This is a genomic window from Streptomyces sp. NPDC088246, from assembly GCF_044741025.1.
GTDB lineage: Bacteria > Actinomycetota > Actinomycetes > Streptomycetales > Streptomycetaceae > Streptomyces.
Map to the genome: position 1 here is coordinate 172,027 of NZ_JBIURV010000009.1, position 13,497 is coordinate 185,523.

At 71.2% G+C, this 13,497-nt stretch carries 12 protein-coding genes; 10 read left to right on the forward strand and 2 right to left on the reverse strand.

All coding sequences use genetic code 11. The features are described from left to right. The first annotated feature begins 65 nt into the window (after nucleotides 1–65). Nucleotides 66–1,433: a 3-carboxy-cis,cis-muconate cycloisomerase gene (gene pcaB, locus ACIPEK_RS15375; RefSeq protein ID WP_401995642.1), complete on the forward strand. Its 1,368-nt coding sequence runs from the start codon at nucleotides 66–68 to the stop codon at nucleotides 1,431–1,433. Between the two features lie 49 nt (nucleotides 1,434–1,482). On the opposite strand, the gene ACIPEK_RS15380 is transcribed toward pcaB, so the two are convergent. Continuing rightward, nucleotides 1,483–2,091, reverse strand: a complete 609-nt coding sequence (locus ACIPEK_RS15380) for a GNAT family N-acetyltransferase (RefSeq protein ID WP_401995645.1) — start codon at nucleotides 2,089–2,091, stop codon at nucleotides 1,483–1,485. Between the two features lie 252 nt (nucleotides 2,092–2,343). On the opposite strand from ACIPEK_RS15380, the gene ACIPEK_RS15385 reads away from it, so the two are divergent. The 4 genes from ACIPEK_RS15385 to ACIPEK_RS15400 all read left to right on the forward strand — a co-directional run bounded on the left by ACIPEK_RS15385 (nucleotide 2,344) and on the right by ACIPEK_RS15400 (nucleotide 5,622). Further along, nucleotides 2,344–2,802: a hypothetical protein gene (locus tag ACIPEK_RS15385; RefSeq protein ID WP_401995648.1), complete on the forward strand. Its 459-nt coding sequence runs from the start codon at nucleotides 2,344–2,346 to the stop codon at nucleotides 2,800–2,802. Between the two features lie 87 nt (nucleotides 2,803–2,889). Beyond that, the gene (locus ACIPEK_RS15390; protein ID WP_401995651.1) at nucleotides 2,890–3,540 is read left to right on the forward strand and encodes a DUF3105 domain-containing protein; all 651 of its coding nucleotides are present in this window, start codon (nucleotides 2,890–2,892) and stop codon (nucleotides 3,538–3,540) included. Continuing rightward, the gene (locus ACIPEK_RS15395; protein ID WP_401995654.1) at nucleotides 3,537–4,181 is read left to right on the forward strand and encodes a DUF305 domain-containing protein; all 645 of its coding nucleotides are present in this window, start codon (nucleotides 3,537–3,539) and stop codon (nucleotides 4,179–4,181) included. Before ACIPEK_RS15390 ends, ACIPEK_RS15395 begins: the two co-directional genes overlap by 4 nt. Nucleotides 4,182–4,380: 199 nt before the next feature. After that, nucleotides 4,381–5,622 carry an ROK family protein gene (locus ACIPEK_RS15400; RefSeq protein WP_401995657.1) on the forward strand — a complete coding sequence of 414 codons (1,242 nt, stop codon included), beginning with the start codon at nucleotides 4,381–4,383 and terminating at the stop codon, nucleotides 5,620–5,622. Nucleotides 5,623–5,852: 230 nt separating this feature from the next. Here the strand turns inward: ACIPEK_RS15400 and xylA are convergent, their stop codons facing one another. Further along, nucleotides 5,853–7,022, reverse strand: a complete 1,170-nt coding sequence (xylA, locus tag ACIPEK_RS15405) for a xylose isomerase (RefSeq protein ID WP_401995660.1) — start codon at nucleotides 7,020–7,022, stop codon at nucleotides 5,853–5,855. A gap of 271 nt (nucleotides 7,023–7,293) precedes the next feature. On the opposite strand from xylA, the gene xylB reads away from it, so the two are divergent. The 5 genes from xylB (at nucleotide 7,294) to ACIPEK_RS15430 (ending at nucleotide 13,481) form a co-directional block, all read left to right on the forward strand. Then, on the forward strand, nucleotides 7,294–8,775 hold the full coding sequence (xylB, locus tag ACIPEK_RS15410) for a xylulokinase (protein ID WP_401995663.1): 1,482 nt from the start codon (nucleotides 7,294–7,296) through the stop codon (nucleotides 8,773–8,775). A gap of 179 nt (nucleotides 8,776–8,954) precedes the next feature. After that, nucleotides 8,955–10,232, forward strand: a complete 1,278-nt coding sequence (locus ACIPEK_RS15415) for a VWA domain-containing protein (protein WP_401995666.1) — start codon at nucleotides 8,955–8,957, stop codon at nucleotides 10,230–10,232. Then, the gene (locus ACIPEK_RS15420; protein ID WP_401995669.1) at nucleotides 10,232–11,077 is read left to right on the forward strand and encodes a hypothetical protein; all 846 of its coding nucleotides are present in this window, start codon (nucleotides 10,232–10,234) and stop codon (nucleotides 11,075–11,077) included. The genes ACIPEK_RS15415 and ACIPEK_RS15420 overlap by 1 nt, the downstream gene beginning before the upstream one ends. 260 nt (nucleotides 11,078–11,337) lie before the next feature. Further along, nucleotides 11,338–12,705 (forward strand): cytochrome P450, encoded by a 1,368-nt coding sequence (locus ACIPEK_RS15425; protein ID WP_401995673.1) that lies wholly within the window; start codon nucleotides 11,338–11,340, stop codon nucleotides 12,703–12,705. A gap of 239 nt (nucleotides 12,706–12,944) precedes the next feature. After that, nucleotides 12,945–13,481 carry a DUF4232 domain-containing protein gene (locus tag ACIPEK_RS15430; protein WP_401995676.1) on the forward strand — a complete coding sequence of 179 codons (537 nt, stop codon included), beginning with the start codon at nucleotides 12,945–12,947 and terminating at the stop codon, nucleotides 13,479–13,481. The last annotated feature ends 16 nt before the right edge of the window (nucleotides 13,482–13,497 follow it).

Sequence of the window (13,497 nt, forward strand, 5' to 3'; positions counted from 1 at the left end):
GCGTACCCACCGGTTCGACATCCACCTGCAGGGGGACGGCGAACGGTCTTCCTGGAGTTCAGCTGATGTACGAGAGCGATGTCGGACTGCTCGCCCCCGGGCGGGCCGGCTCACCCGCCGAGACGGCCACCGGCGACAGCGCCTTTCTGCAGGCGATGCTCGACGCCGAGGCCGCGCTCACCCGCGCCCAGTCCGTCTGCGGGCTCGCCCCCGCCGAGGCCGGGCGGGCGGTGACCGCGGCGGCCGACGCGAGCCGATTCGATGCGCGGGATGTGGCGCTGCGCGCACGTGCGAGCGGCAATCCGGTCACCCCGCTGGTCTTCGACCTGGTCGCCGCAGTGGAGGAGGACGTCCGGCCGTACGTGCACCGGGGCGCCTCCAGCCAGGACATCCTCGACACGGCCGTCATGCTGGTCGCCGCCCGGGCCCTGGCACCGGTGCTCGACGATCTGGCACGGTCCGCGGAGGCGGTGGCACGGCTCGCACTCGCACATCGCAACACCCCGATGGCCGGCCGTACGCTCACCCAGCACGCCGTGCCGACCACCTTCGGGCTGAAGGCCGCCGGGTGGCGCGCACTGATCCTCGACTCACGGGACCGGCTCTCGGCCGTACGGGAGTCGCTACCCGCGCAGCTCGGTGGCGCGGCAGGAACGTTGGCCGCCTTCAACACCTTCACGCCCATCGACGAAGCCGAAGTCGCCGCCGACGACGGCCGGGGGCTGACCGTGCTCCAGGCATTCGCGAACGAACTCGGTCTGGCCGAACCGCTGTTGCCGTGGCTCAGTCTGCGTACCCCGATCGCCGATCTGGCGGGCGCGCTCGCCTTCACGGCAGGTGCGCTCGGCAAGCTGGCGGCCGATGTGCTCACCCTGTCCCGTACCGAGATCGGCGAGGTCACCGAGGGGAAGGGCGGTGGTTCGTCCACCATGCCGCACAAGGCCAACCCGGTGCGCGCCACGCTGATCGCCGCGGCCGCCCGTCGCGCCCCCGGCCTGGCGGCGACGCTGTACGGCTCGCTCGCAGCCGAGGACGAGCGGCCGGCCGGGTCGTGGCACGCCGAATGGGAGCCGCTGCGCGAACTGCTGCGGCTCGTCGGCGGGGCCGCCTACGACGCCGCCGAACTCACCGACGGACTGCGCGTCGTCCCGTACGCCATGCGGGAGAATCTCCAGCTCACCGACGGGCTGATCGTCTCGGAGCGGCTGGCCGCCGTGTTCGCCGAGCGCATCGGCCGCAAGCGAGCCAAGGAGGTTCTGGTGAGCGCCGCCGCACGGGCCCGTGCGGAGACCACGGATCTGGCCGATGTCCTCGGCGATGTGCTGGACGAGGAGCCCGAACTTGCCGGTCTCGATCTTTCCGATCTGGCCGAACCCGCCCGGTACACCGGCTGCGCAGGCGCCCTCACCGACCGTGCGCTGGACCGCAGATGACCGCACTCGTCGTCCGATTCCCGGTGGCGTCGCTCATTTGCTACACCGGTCAACGAGGGACGCCGTCCCCGCGGATCCGGGCATGGACGTGCATGTCGTGCCAGCCGTCGGCATGCAGATGGCCCCGGCGCCTGGTGCCCTCCAGGGCGAAGCCCGCTTTGGCCGCCACTCGGCAGGACGCCTCGTTCAGCACGGAGTGGGCGAGTTCGAGGCGCTCGAACCCGATCGCGTCGAAGGCCCAGCGCGCCAGCACCGAGACGGCTCGGGGCGCGACGCCGCGTCCGCGGGCGGCCGGCAGCGTCCAGTAGGCGCATTCGGCTTGGCCGATGGCCGGCGTCAGGGAGCGGAGCGCGACCCGGCCGAGCACTTCCTCGGCTCCGTCAGCCGAGCTTGCGGGGTGGACGACGGCCCAGTGGGCTCCGGTCTCGCAGTACCAAGCGCTCTGCCACTGGTCGATCCAGTCGCGCGCCTCGTCCTCGGAGTCGGCCCGGCGCAGATGCCAGCGCTGGATGACCGGGTCGGCGAAGGCGGCGAGGACGGCCGGCGCGTCCGCGTACCGCCACGGCCGCAGGAGCAGGTCGTCGGCGACGGGCAGAGCGGGTTGTACGGAGTCCGCGAGGCGCCCCGGAGGGATATGGGGCGGCACCAGGTACGGCATGGGCGCATCATCGCACGGGGCAGAACCCGTGGGCGCTGCACGATGACACCGGACTTGATGGACTTCGCCGGGCGGGTCAGCAGGAGCTGCCTGGGGAGCGCCGTGCGGATCCGGATACCGGCCCGCAGATACGTTCGAGTGCGTTGTCACCGGAGCACACTGTCCCGCCCCTCCGACAACGGCGGCCGCATCCCCTACATCCACAGCATGCACCCCTCGTTGAAACTTCACGCACCACGTACGATGGCGGGGATGAACAGGCTGAGCGAACGGACGCACCGACGACGGCAGAGCGCCCACGCGTCGGCTGTTCTCGGCTGGCTGTTCGTACTGCTCGCCATGGTCTCGTGCTGTTCGGTCGCGGCCGCGGACTCGTCCGCGCACCGGATGGCAGCCCCGGGCTCGGCCTCGCACCAGTCCGGTACCCGTACCGCAGCCGCCGCCCGGGCCATGACGCCCGCGCATCACGTGGTCGTACGGACCGTAGTGGCCGATGCCCCTGAGGACCGGGGCATGGGCAGTTCCTGCCACGGAACCTCCGAGCATGCGACACCCGTCGTACTGTCCGGCCAGGGCGCACCCGTGGCACTTCCCGGCGTAACCGCCACAGCCCCCGTCGCCCCGCTCACCGGCGCCGCCGCGATCCGCGGCCCGTCCAACGACGCCGTGCGGGAAGTCGACCATCTGCGTCTGCAGGTTCAACGGATCTAGAGGCAGGGCCCGTCCCCGGGACACCGAGGACGTTCTCCCGCATGCCCTCAGCTCCATCAGTCTTACTGAACCGAAGGACGACTCTCCATGGCTTCCGCCAAGAAGCAGAACACCCCTGCCGCCGCACGCCGCGCCAAGCTGGAGGAGGCCCGCCGCAAGGAGCGGGCCCGCGAGCGGCGCAGCCGCATCATCACCCTCACCGCCTCCGTCGCCGTGATCGCCGCACTCGTCGCGGGCGGCGGCTACCTGATGTCCGCCGCCAACGACAAGGAAGAAGCCGAGGTCGAGGCCAAGTCCTCGCCCGTGCAGGGCGAGCGGACCTGGGACAAGCTCTCCCAGAACCACGTCGAGAAAAAGGTCGACTACCCCATGAACCCGCCGGTCGGCGGCGATCACAACCCGGTGTGGATGAACTGCGACGCCGATGTCTACACCAAGGCGATACCGAAGGAGAACGCCGTCCACTCCCTTGAGCACGGCGCGGTCTGGGTCACGTACACGAGCAAGGCGAAGCCGGCCGACATCAAGAAACTGGGCGAGCGGGTCGAGGCAACGCCCTATTCCCTGATGAGCCCCGTCGAGAACCAGGCCGCCCCGCTCATGCTCAGCGCCTGGGGCAAGCAGGTGACGGTGACGAATGCCACCGACGCACGCGTGGCGCAGTTCTTCACCAAGTACGTGCAGGGTCCGCAGACCCCGGAGCCGGGCGCGGCCTGCACCGGCGGGGTCGCCCAGTGACGTCCGCGGTCCGCTCCTCGCGCCCGATGATGATGGCGGGCGGTGTGGTGCTGCTGCTGGCGCTGGGCCTGGTCGCGCTGATGCTCGTACGGCCGTCGTCCTCCGCGGGCTCCGCCGCACCGACGGCCGCACCCTCGGACACGTCCGCCGATGTCGGGTTCGCGCGCGACATGTCGATCCACCATCAGCAGGCGGTCGAGATGTCGTTCATCGTGCGGGACCGTACGTCCGACGTGGCGGTACGCCGGCTCGCGTACGACATCATCAACACCCAGGCCAATCAGCGCGGCATGATGCTCGGCTGGCTGGAGATGTGGGGCCGGGCGAAGTCGTCGAGCGCACCTCCCATGGAGTGGATGGGGCACACGGTCACGCCCAGGGGCGACGGTTCGCTGATGCCGGGCATGGCGACCGACACCGAACTCGACGCACTGCGGGTGGCGAAGGGCAAGGACGCCGAGGTCCTCTTCCTTAAGCTGATGACCGCGCACCACCGTGCCGGTGCGGAGATGGCACAGGCGGCGGCCGCGGCGGCCGGGACAGGCGAGATCAGGAATCTGGCGGCGGGCATGGTCCGGGGCCAGCAGTCCGAGATCGCACTCATGGCGGACATGCTCAAGGAGCGCGGTTCGACGGCCTGAGCGTCGTACGTTCCGATGGCCCCTGCGGGCGCGCGCACGGGTTCACCTTCACCGGCGGCCCGTTCGCAGCGGGTTCTTCCTCCTGCGAACGGGCCGCCCCGGCGACGAGACGGCGAACGGCGTCAGGACTTGCCGGTCGCAAAGGCTCACCAGCGCACAGGACTGATCGCACAAGGGATCGCATAGGCTCGGATCCAACATGAAGAGCAACCTCACACCGCTGGGGCCCAAGGCCGACAAGGACACCGTGCGCCGGAGCAACCTCAGTCTGGTGCTGCGGGCCGTCCGCGACGAGGGCGAGGCCACCAGGGCCGGGGTCGCCGCGCGGGTGGGGCTGACCAGGGCCGCGGTGTCCTCGCTCGTCGAGCAACTCATCGACATCGGGTTCCTCACCGAGTCCGGCAAGACCTTCAGCGGGCAGGCGGGTCGCCCCGGAACCGCGCTCAAGGTGGCGCGCACGGGGCCTGCCGGGCTCGGTGTGGAGGTCAACATCGACTATGTGTCGGTATGTGTCGTCGATCTGGCGGGCACCGGCCGGGTACGGCTCACCGAGCACCTCGACAACCGCGGCGCGCCGCCCGCGGAGGTGCTGGCGCGGGCGGCCGGGATCGCGGCGCGCACCCTGGAGTCGGCGCGCGAGCAGGAACTGTTCCCGGTCGGGGTGGCGCTCGCCCTGCCCGGTCTGGTCTCCGGGGGTACGGTGCGCCAGGCGCCCAACCTGGGATGGAATCAGGTTCCGGCCGAGGGACTCTTCGCCGCTTCGCTCGCCGCCGAGCAACCCGGTCGCGAGGCGCTGCCGGTGAGTTCGGAGAACGAGGCCAATCTGGCGGCGCTCGCCGAGCTCTGGTTCGGCGGACTCGACACGGTCCGCAGTTTCCTCTATCTGACGGGCGAGATCGGCGTCGGTGGTGCCCTGGTCATCGACGGTGAACTCCTGCGCGGGGCGCACGGGTTCGCCGGGGAGATCGGGCATGTGGTGGTGGACGCGGAGGGACCGCAGTGCAGGTGCGGCTCGCGCGGCTGTCTGGAGCAGTACGCGGGCCAGGCGGCGCTGTTGCGAGCCGCCGGGATCCAGGAGTCCGGCAGCGGCTCCGGGGTGGCCGAGCTGGAACGGCGCGCCCTGGCCGGGGACGAGCAGGCGGTGGCCGCTGTCGCGGAGGCCGGCCGGATGCTGGGGCGGGTGCTGTCGGGGACGGTGAATCTGCTCGACCCGGACGCGGTGGTGCTCGGCGGGATATACCGGAACCTGATGCCGTGGCTGTCACCGCCCGCCGATGAGGAGCTGACCTGCCGGGTGGTGTCCGGGCTCTGGGCCCCCGGGAGCGGCCGTCTGCGCGCCTCGTCCGTGGCGGGTGACGCGGCGCGGGGCGCTGCGGCGCTGGTGACGACGGGGGTACTGGCCGACCCGGCGGCGTACGCGGACGGCCGGGAAACCGGCTGATCCGCCCCTGCGCGGGTGCGGACCAGGCAACCGGCTGATCCGCCCCTGCGCGGGTGCGGGCCGGGCAGCCGGCGACTGCACCTGCACGGGCACGGGCCGGACAACCGGCCGATCCGCCCCACCGGTTACAGACCGGACCGCCGGCCGGCTCCACGCGAACGCGAAAGGGTGTGGGCCGGACATCTGGTGTCCGGCCCACACCCGTGGCCCCGCGTCGCTGCGGGCCGGGATCAGCGAACCCCGAGCAGGTGGTCCATCGCCAGCTGGTCCAGGGCCTCGAACGCCATGCCTCGTTCCGCCGCCGCGTTCACGTCGAACTCCTCGAACGCCGACCGGTCGGCCAGCAGCCCGGTCACGCCGTCCTCGGCAGTGGGGCGGGCCAGCTCGTCGAGCCGGGACGCGCGCAGCGCCTCCCGCACGGCGGGGTCGGCGCGGAAGGCGGCGGCGCGCTCCTTGAGGATCAGGTAGTTGCGCATGCAGCCCGCGGCCGAGGCCCAGACACCGCCGTAGTCCTCGGTCCGCGGCGGCTTGAAGTCGAAGTGCCGCGGCCCCTGGTAGCCGGCCGTCTCCAGCAGGTCGACGAGCCAGAACGCCTGGCGCAGGTCACCCGCGCCGAAGCGCAGGTCCTGGTCGTACTTGATGCCGGACTGACCGTTCAGGTCGATGTGGAAGAGCTTGCCCGCCCAGAGTGCCTGTGCGATGCCGTGCGGGAAGTTCAGCCCGGCCATCTGCTCGTGCCCGGTCTCCGGGTTGACGCCGACCAGCTCCGGGCGCTCCAGACGCTCGATGAAGGCGAGGGCGTGACCGATGGTCGGCAGCAGGATGTCGCCGCGCGGCTCGTTCGGCTTGGGCTCGATGGCGAACTTCAGGCCGTACCCCTGCTCGGTGACGTAGTCGCCGAGCAGGTCGAAGGCTTCCTTCATACGGTCGAGAGCGACCCGGATGTCCTTGGCGGCGCCGGACTCGGAGCCCTCGCGGCCGCCCCAGGCCACATAGGTGGTGGCGCCGAGCTCGACCGCGAGGTCGATGTTACGCAGCGTCTTGCGCAGGGCGTAGCGGCGTACGTCCCGGTCGTTGGCGGTGAACGCGCCGTCCTTGAAGACCGGATGGGTGAAGAGGTTCGTCGTCGCCATGGGGACGACGAGCCCGGCCGCGTCCAGCGCCTGCCGGAACCGCTTCACGATCCCTTCGCGCTCGGTGTCCGTCGAGCCGAACGGGATCAGGTCGTCGTCGTGGAATGTCACACCATACGCACCGAGCTCCGCGAGCCTCTGCACGGAGTCGACCGGGTCGATCGCCGTGCGGGTCGCATCGCCGAAGGGGTCGCGCCCCTGCCAGCCCACCGTCCACAGCCCGAAGGTGAACTTGTCGTCGGGCGTGGGCGTGAAGCGTTCCGTCATCGTCTGGCCGCCTTCAGTGCTGTCGGGTTCCATGACCGGTCGAGGTGGCCGAACCCTATTTGTTTACTGTCATGACTAATCATGCACCGAGTGCGTCGGGCACGTAACCCCCCATAGCCCGAAATCCGGAGAGGTCGCTGTTCCCGGCGGGATCGATCGCGTAATTTGTTTTCCGTACGATCAAATTTCTGTGGCGGCATCCCAGCAACCACACCCGGAAGCGACGCATGCCCCGCAGCCACCTCCCCGCAGCAAAGGAATGAGGTCACCCATGCCGCCGCGTACCGTCGTCATCGGTGTGGACAGCTCCACCCAGTCCACCAAAGCCGCCTTCGTCGACGCCGGAACCGGCCGGCTGCTCGCCGTCGGCCGGGCACCGCATGTCGTCACCGGCGAGGCGGGTGCCCGCGAGAGCGACCCGGAGGCGTGGTGGCGGGCACTGTGCGACGCCGTCGCCGCCGGTCTTGAGGAGTCCGGCGTCGCCGCCTGCGCCGTGACCGGTATCGCGGTCGCCGGACAGCAGCACGGGCTGGTCGTCCTCGACCGGACGGGGCGTCCACTGCGCCCTGCGATGCTGTGGAACGACACCCGCTCCGCGCCGCAGGCCGCCGCCCTCACCGCGGCACTGGGCGGGGCCGAGGCCTGGACCGCGCGGACCGGATCCGTACCGGTGGCCTCCATCACCGCGACGAAGTGGCAGTGGCTGCGGGAGAACGAACCGGAGAACGCCGCCGCGGCCGCGGCCGTACGCCTCCCCCACGACTTCCTGACCGAACGCCTCGCAGACAGCGCCGCCACCGACCCCGGTGACGCCTCGGGCACCGGCTGGTACTCGACCGATACCGGTGCGTACGACCCCGAACTCCTCGAACTCCTGGGTCTGGACGTCTCGTTGCTGCCCGAGATTGCCGGGACCGGCGCGACCCGAATCGGTTCGCTGACCGCCGAAGCGGCCGCTGCGCTCGGCCTGCCGGACGGAATCGCCGTGGCCGCGGGCACCGGGGACAACATGAGCGCCGCCGTCGGTCTCGGACTGGGCGGCGCCGGACTGCTGGACCACCCCGTCCTCAGCCTCGGCACCTCGGGAACGGTCTTCGCCGCCTCCCGGACACGGCCCGCGTCGACGGCACTCTCCGGCTTCGCCGCGGCGGACGGTACGTACCTCCCGCTGGCCTGCACCCTCAACTGCACGCTCGCCGTGGACAAGGTCGCCGCACTGCTCGGCCTGGAGCGCGACGACGCGGCCCCCGGCGGCGAGGCGGTGCTCCTCCCCTACCTCGACGGCGAACGCACCCCCGATCTGCCCACCGCCTCCGGCCTGCTCACCGGGCTGCGGCACGACACCACCCCGCAGCAACTCCTGGGCGCCGCCTACGAGGGCGCGGTCTTCACCGTGCTGCGTGCCCTCGACGAACTCCTGCGGGCCTGCGGCCTCGACCCGGCCGACCCCGAGGTGGCCGCCCGGCCGCTGCGCCTGATCGGCGGCGGCGCCCAGGGGCACACCTGGGTGGAGACGGTACGGCGGCTCTCCGGCCGGCCGGTGATCGTGCCCGGGAGCGGCGAACCGGTGGCTCTGGGTGCGGCCGCACTGGCCGCCGCCGCGGCAACCGGCGAGGACCCGGTCGCGATCGCCACCGGTTGGAACATGGGCGAGGACACCCAACTCCCCGCTGTACAGCGGGACTCGGCAACCTGGGCGCGGGTCGGCTCGGCACTGGAGCGGGGCGCGGGCCCACTGCTGGGCAGGGCCTGACACCCGTACACCCAACACACCCTGACCGCTGCACAGCCCTGCACGCCTCAGCCCGCCCCACACACCCCGCAAGGGGCACTGACTGGCTGTCATTTCCCCTCGACCGGTCCCGGGCGACGACCCCCGGCCGTCTCCGGACCGGTTTGGGGAAGCGAAGCGATCTTCACTAGTATCCGGCGATGATCATAAGAAAAAGGCTGACGGTCGGGGTGGGCATCCTGCTCGCCACCCTGACCGCCGGGCTCGGTTCGGCGCTCCCCGCCGCAGCTGATGAAACCCCCACCAAAGCCTCCCCCAAGGTCGAGCTGGTGCTCGACGTCAGTGGCTCCATGCGGACCCGTGACATCGACGGCCAGTCCCGGATGGCCGCCGCGAAGCAGGCGTTCAACGAGGTCCTGGACGCGGTGCCCGAGCAGGTGGAGCTCGGCATCCGGACGCTCGGCGCCAATTACCCCGGCAATGACCGGAAGGTCGGCTGCAAGGACACCAAGCAGCTCTACCCGGTCGGCCCACTGGACCGCACCGAGGCGAAGACCGCCGTCGCCACCCTGGCCCCCACCGGCTGGACCCCGATCGGCCCGGCCCTGCTGGGCGCCGCCGACGACCTCGAAGGCGGCGACGCCACCCGCCGGATCGTGCTGATCAGCGACGGCGAGGACACCTGCGGCCCGCTCGACCCGTGCGAGGTGGCACGTGACATTGCAGCCCGCGGCATCCACCTCGTCATCGACACGCTGGGCCTGGTGCCGAACGCGAAGATCCGCGAGCAGCTGACCTGTATCGCCGAGGCCACCGGCGGCACCTACACCGCCGTCCAGCACGCCGATGAACTCTCCGGCCGGGTCAAGCAGTTGGTCGACCGGGCCGCCGAGCCGGTCGTCACGCCGGTGGCGAAGGAGGGCGCGGACCGCTGCTCCGCCGCACCACAGCTCAAAGCGGGTCTGTACACCGACCGGGAGAAGTTCGGCGAGCACCGCTGGTACCGGGTGGATGTGCTGCCCGGGCAGGAACTGCGCGCCTCGGTGAGCGTCTTCGCAGACCGTGCCGTGAACAATGACTACGGCGTGCTGCTGCGAGCGGTGACCGTACACGGCCGGGAAATCGTCCGGGGTTCGGAGTCGGGCACCGGTCGCACCGATGCGATCTCCTCCGGCCTGCGCTACCCGAAGCCCGAGCAGGACGACACGGACAGCGGCGACAAGCCCGCCGCCGAGACCGTGTGTCTCCAGGTCAGCAACTCCTACTCGGCCCCCGCCTCGGTGAAGACCACGCCGGGCATGCCCCTCGAGCTGACCGTGGACCTGGTGGACGCCCCGGACGACGCGGCCGACGTCGCCGCGTTCGGTCTAGGCCGCGGCTGGTGGCTGCTGGGCGTACTGGTTCTCACCGGACTGGTCGCGGGTCTGCTGACCGGCTGGATCTCGCGCTGGCGCATCGCCGTCTGGAGGACCAACTGATGCGTACGACACGTGTACTCGCGGGTGCGCTGCTGACCGGCCTCGCCCTGCTGACCTCGGCGGGCGCCGCCGCGGCCGACGACTCGTCGGCGAGCCCGAGCCCGAGCGCCTCGGACGACGGGTCCGGCCCCACCGAGGCCGGCACCACCTTCCGTACGGCCACTGCGGTCCAGCAGAACCAGCGCGCCACCGCCGGGGCGTCCGCGGGTGACTACCTGTACTGGGTGTTCCCCGCCGACGCGGGCCAGCGGGCCACCGTCAAGGCGAAGATCACCCTGCCGCAGAGCGCCACCCGGCACGGCGCGTCGACCTGGCAGGTCGATGTGTACGACGGGCTGCGGCGCCGCCAGGCCTGCATGTACGGCCGCCAGACCGGGAAGGCGGCGGCCGACGCGTCGAGTGTCGAGCTGACCTGCGTGCTGCGGACCGTCCGCGCCTGGTCCGAGCCGTGGGCCAACGACCCGCTGCCGGGCAGCTACTACGTACGCCTCACGGTCGTCGACCTTCCCTCGGCGGACCTCGGTCTACCGGTGCAGACCGAGGTCGAGGTCACGGCGGCCGACAAGGGCGGCGCCGGGGATGTGGATGGCACGCTCGCCGAGCCGCTGCTCCCCGGTTCGTCCTTCGTCGAGCAGATCTCGACCGGCTCGGCCGCCAGTGCCGACGGCTCGCCGTCCACGGTGTGGCGCGGCAGTGAGCCCGAGGACGGCTGGGCCTCCGGCTGGTGGACCGACCGCTGGCTGTGGACGGTCGGCGGCGGAGTACTGGGGGCGCTCGCGGCCGTCTTCGGCTACTCCCTCACCCGCGGCAACGGCCGCCCGTCCCGGGTCCCGCCGGGCGTCTGACCCGCACATCGCCAACGGGCTCCGGACCACGAGCCCACCGGACCGCACCGCCGGACGGGCCGAGGACCCGGGCCCGTCCGGCGACGGCGGCCACATCCCGTCGACCGCCCAGCCGCCCGTACGTTCTCGGCACGGCGGACGCTACCCTCGACAACTCACGTATCGCACAAGGCTGATGACACTTTCCACGCCGTGCGGTACTGCTGAAGTCAGGTCGCTGCGCATCACGTCGGATGCGCCACAAGGGAGCGGAGACTTTCATGTCCACGGAGACCGGCCCGGCCGTCGATGCCGAGCCGCGAGGCCACACGATCGTGCCGGGCCCGAAGGGGCTGCCGTTTCTCGGGAACCTGCCACAGTTCGGAAAGAATCCCCTCGCCTTCTTCGAGCGACTGCGTGGTCACGGCGACATGGTCGGCTGGCGATTCGGCCCCAACCCGTGTGTGTACATAGCCGATCCGGAGTGCATAGGCGAGCTGCTCACCGAGACGGAACGCACCTTCGACCAGCCCGCACTCGGTATCGCGTTCCGGACCGTGCTGGGAAACGGCGTTGTGGTCGCCCGCGGTACGGACTGGCGGCGGAAGCGGTCGCTGGTGCAGCCTTCCGTACGCCCCAAGCAGGTGCGCTCGTACGCGGCGACGATGGCGAGCAGCACGGTGGAGCTGGCGGACACCTGGTCCGGCGGTGAACGCATCGACATCAAGCGCGAGATGGCGGCACTGACGCAGAAGATCGCGGTCCGTACGATCTTCGGCGTCGACACACCGGCCGACGCCGATGCGATGGGCCGGGCGATGGATGTGGCGCAGCAGGAGATCGGCAAGGAGTTCGCCGGTATCGGCGCGCTCTTGCCGGACTGGGTGCCGACACCGGGCCGGGCCAGGATCAGGAGAGCCGCCGCGGTCATCGACGCCGAGGTGGACCGGGTCGTCGCCCGTCACCGCGACGGCGGGGACGATCGCCCCGATCTGCTGAGCCGGCTGCTGACCGCGGTCGACGAGACGGGTGCGCACCTCACGGACCAGGAGATACGCGACGAGACGGTCACCCTGTACATCGGTGGGCACGAAACGACCAGCTCCACTCTGGTGTGGGCCTGGTATCTGCTGTCACACAACCCGCGGACGCGCGCCGCGCTCACCGAGGAACTGGACCGGGTACTCGGCGACCGTGAGCCGGAGTTCGACGACTATGCCCGGCTGACGTACACCCAGTCGGTGGTCAAGGAGACCCTGCGCCTCTACCCGACGATCTGGCTCGTCACCGGCGTCGCCAAGGAGGGTGCGCGGATCGGCGGTGTGCCGATGCCGGAGGGCACCCGGGTGTGGACCAGTCAGTGGGCGACGCACCGCGACGAGCGGTGGTTTCCCGAACCGGAGGAATTCCGTCCCGAGCGCTGGGATCCACAGGAGGGCGACGGCATCGCGGAGTACGCCTGGTTCCCGTTCGGCGGCGGCCCCCGGGTCTGCCTTGGCACACGGTTCGCGATGGTCGAGGCGGTGCTGATCCTGGCCGTACTGGCACGGCGTTTCGAACTGGAGGTGGACCCGGGCACCGTCAACCCCGTACCGACGCTGACGCTGCAGCCGGACCGCGAAGTGATGGCGACGGTCCGGCCGCGGTAGCGGCGTACGGGGTGGGGTGGCCGCGGCGGTCTCCCCCACCCTCGCCCAGCGCCCCGTTCCCCGGGCAGCACGCCAACGCCCGGGCGAATGGGTGCGTGGCAACGCCGGACATATCGAACCAATATGTCCGATCTGTCGCGAGGATCGGGGTATACCGGTCACACTGGCGATGTCGGCCTCACCGACCGCGGGGCCGTCCGGCCGCATCCGCAGGCTGTCGATCCAACGGGAGAAACACCATGCGTCTCCGCTCCGCTCTCACCTCCGCACTCACCGTCGCAGCCGCCCTGACGCTGACCGCCACCGCGGCGTCGGCCACGACCGGCAGCACCGCCACCCGGGCCGTCAGCCTCCCCGGGATCTGTCCGGAGAAGACCCTCGATGTGCATGCCTCACCCGGCGGGCAGCGGAACGTCGCCCGTATCAGCGTCACCAACCATGGCGACCGGGCCTGTGTCGTGGACCGGATCCCGACGATCACCTTCCGGGGTCTGGACGGCTCCGCCGAAGCCGTGCCGCCTGCCGGGAGCGGACCCTACGTCCTCGCGCGGGGCGAGCGAGCATACGCCACAGTCCGCACTGCGGACCCGGCGGCCACCGAAGGGCATGTCGTCGGCAGCCTGTCCGTCTCGGCCGACCCCTCCCACCTGGGCGTCACCTTCCGTGCGGCCACCGTGGGCATGCCCAGGGGTGTCCATGTGTGGGTGCCGGTCACCACGCTCTGGCAGGAGTCGCGCGCTGCGGCGGACAGCGCCCTGGCGGACGCGTTGGGCTGACAGGCGGGGCGGGGGC

Excerpts from the sequence above, each read along its gene's own strand:
- pcaB (WP_401995642.1), top strand. The coding sequence starts at position 66 with ATGTACGAGAGCGATGTCGGACTGCTCGCCCCCGGGCGGGCCGGCTCA.
- ACIPEK_RS15380 (WP_401995645.1), bottom strand. The coding sequence starts at position 2,091 with ATGCCGTACCTGGTGCCGCCCCATATCCCTCCGGGGCGCCTCGCGGAC.
- ACIPEK_RS15385 (WP_401995648.1), top strand. The coding sequence starts at position 2,344 with ATGAACAGGCTGAGCGAACGGACGCACCGACGACGGCAGAGCGCCCAC.
- ACIPEK_RS15390 (WP_401995651.1), top strand. The coding sequence starts at position 2,890 with ATGGCTTCCGCCAAGAAGCAGAACACCCCTGCCGCCGCACGCCGCGCC.
- ACIPEK_RS15400 (WP_401995657.1), top strand. The coding sequence starts at position 4,381 with ATGAAGAGCAACCTCACACCGCTGGGGCCCAAGGCCGACAAGGACACC.
- xylA (WP_401995660.1), bottom strand. The coding sequence starts at position 7,022 with ATGACGGAACGCTTCACGCCCACGCCCGACGACAAGTTCACCTTCGGG.
- xylB (WP_401995663.1), top strand. The coding sequence starts at position 7,294 with ATGCCGCCGCGTACCGTCGTCATCGGTGTGGACAGCTCCACCCAGTCC.
- ACIPEK_RS15415 (WP_401995666.1), top strand. The coding sequence starts at position 8,955 with ATGATCATAAGAAAAAGGCTGACGGTCGGGGTGGGCATCCTGCTCGCC.
- ACIPEK_RS15420 (WP_401995669.1), top strand. The coding sequence starts at position 10,232 with ATGCGTACGACACGTGTACTCGCGGGTGCGCTGCTGACCGGCCTCGCC.
- ACIPEK_RS15425 (WP_401995673.1), top strand. The coding sequence starts at position 11,338 with ATGTCCACGGAGACCGGCCCGGCCGTCGATGCCGAGCCGCGAGGCCAC.
- ACIPEK_RS15430 (WP_401995676.1), top strand. The coding sequence starts at position 12,945 with ATGCGTCTCCGCTCCGCTCTCACCTCCGCACTCACCGTCGCAGCCGCC.